The following is a 1,849-nucleotide window of genomic DNA, read 5'->3' on the forward strand; positions in this document are numbered from 1 at the left end:
CTGGGCCACCACAGACCGCGTCTACATCAACATGGAAAACCGGGATGACTGAAGCGCCTCAGACCGAATTTCCATCCATCAGGTTGCTCAATCTTGCGCCCACGTGATCTGTCCCTGTTGAGCCTGGAGTCTCAACTCCGTCGCCATCGCTTGGACTTGCCGGTCATAAAGCGCTCGGACGTTCCCATCGATGGCGAGGTGCGCGCCGACATTCGCGATCTCCGCGTGCAACGCACTGATGGCCGCATTGAACAGCCCTTGATCATGGGCGTCAGACGTTGCATCGCTCATAGAAGATCCTCACGCGCGAAATGCGATCAGTGATGGCGATGCGTCCGGTCTCCATGCTGCGGGCCGCCCACCAAGGAGCAACCATACCGGGTTACGGCACAACAGAGAAGAGATAATGGTAAGGCGCTCGCCCAGCGGGCTGGCGGGCGACGTGATCGAGGTCAAGGAGAAGTCCCGCGAGCTGCCGCTGGTGCTGGACGGCATCGGCTCGCCCGAGCGCGACGTGCCCGACTACATCCAGATGGACGCCAAGGGCACCACCGGCACCTTCCTGCGCTCGCCCAAGCTGGCCGACGTGCCGTACCCGGTCCAGATGGAACCGAACCTGGTGATCGAGTACTACTCGCGCTGATCCGGGCCTGACAGGCTCGCTGGAAACGCCACGGGGCGCGATCCTCCACGCAGGAGGGCCGCGCCCTGGTTGCGTTTCACACCGCTACACGAAAAGGTTGGCCTTTTCGGTTCTCAGCATGCCCTCGATCATGTCTTATGTTGTGGTGGATTCCTGATACTGCTTCGAGTGATAGGGTGCCGACGAGGCGTTAGATTCGGCCTTTTGCGACATAGTCTCTGAAGCAGGTGCTGAATTGGCTGCGAAGGTTTTGCACCTTGTCCGTGGCCGAGGGAACTACCGGACATTCCCAACTCGCCTTGTGATAGGCAATAAGCTTTTTGACCCGTTCAGATGTCGAATTTGATACGAAAAACCTATTCTCCGATATTATATCTCGTGTAAGCCCAAGAAATCCTCTTCCAACGGATACGCCAAGGTTGGATGAAAACAACTTGCATTCCACGGACATTAGCAGCTTTCTTGCTCTTGGGTGCACTTCCGCTTGCCGACAAGCAATGGCTTCATCTCTATCTATAACCGCGATGTCGCACTCATGGGGTATTCCAGACTTTCCTGAAACGTATATTCCGAGATGGGCTTCCAATTCTGGGGTGCTCCCAGGGAATCTCAAAACTGCGTGCGTGTAATTTCGAACATTAGAGTAAATGCTGCCAGGATTTGTTCTAAGGATTATAGACGAAGCCGCATTGTTATTCGTGTCTTCGAATAAAACTGTTGCACCATTATATTCTGCAGCTGATAAAACTATGGTCCAAACGTAACCCTCGTAAACATCATAAGCTGCTGAGGTCGACGTGTAGGAGTGGGGAGGTGATGAAGATAAAAGGTAGCCATCTATTTCTTTAATTAGTTCAGCGGTCGTTGGCATTATATTCTCCTTGAATCTTAATCAGAAGGTTATATATATCTTCTCCCCACTTTGCGTGTTCCGATGCACTATATTCTTCAACCTTAAACTCTGCATCCTCTGCATCGTTAAAAAAACTTACGGCCCCGAAATCTTTTTTATTAAAAAATAGTGATAGCTCTTTCTCCATTAAACCAAAAGGCTTATCCCTTTGCTTCCGGCGCGATCAACATATCGTAGGTGATGGGTCCTTTGGTGGTGACGGTGCCCAGTAGGGATCGAAAGGCTGCGTGCCGGGTGCGGCGGCGGTTGAAGCGGAAGACGAACTCATCGAGGTAGGCTTGCAGATGCTTGCG

The 1,849-nt window shown here is 52.7% G+C and carries 2 protein-coding genes and 2 pseudogenes; 1 reads left to right on the forward strand and 3 read right to left on the reverse strand.

Features of this window, described 5'->3' with window-relative positions; genetic code table 11:
* Positions 1 to 87 precede the first annotated feature (87 nt).
* Positions 88 to 291: a hypothetical protein gene (locus tag GHC57_RS18975; RefSeq protein ID WP_153347211.1), complete on the reverse strand. Its 204-nt coding sequence runs from the start codon at positions 289 to 291 to the stop codon at positions 88 to 90.
* A gap of 145 nt (positions 292 to 436) precedes the next feature.
* Here GHC57_RS18975 and GHC57_RS18980 point away from each other — a divergent pair.
* Positions 437 to 643 (forward strand): annotated as a pseudogene (locus tag GHC57_RS18980) (30S ribosomal protein S4); the annotation flags it as partial.
* Positions 644 to 833: 190 nt separating this feature from the next.
* Here the strand turns inward: GHC57_RS18980 and GHC57_RS18985 are convergent.
* Both GHC57_RS18985 and GHC57_RS18990 read right to left on the reverse strand, forming a co-directional pair.
* A complete protein-coding gene (locus tag GHC57_RS18985; RefSeq protein ID WP_153347213.1) occupies positions 834 to 1,514 on the reverse strand; it encodes a hypothetical protein in 681 nt (226 codons plus the stop codon).
* Positions 1,515 to 1,696: 182 nt separating this feature from the next.
* A pseudogene (locus GHC57_RS18990) lies at positions 1,697 to 1,849 on the reverse strand (IS1595 family transposase); the annotation flags it as partial.

It is taken from the genome of Roseospira navarrensis, assembly GCF_009601025.1.
Lineage (GTDB): Bacteria > Pseudomonadota > Alphaproteobacteria > Rhodospirillales > Rhodospirillaceae > Rhodospira > Rhodospira navarrensis.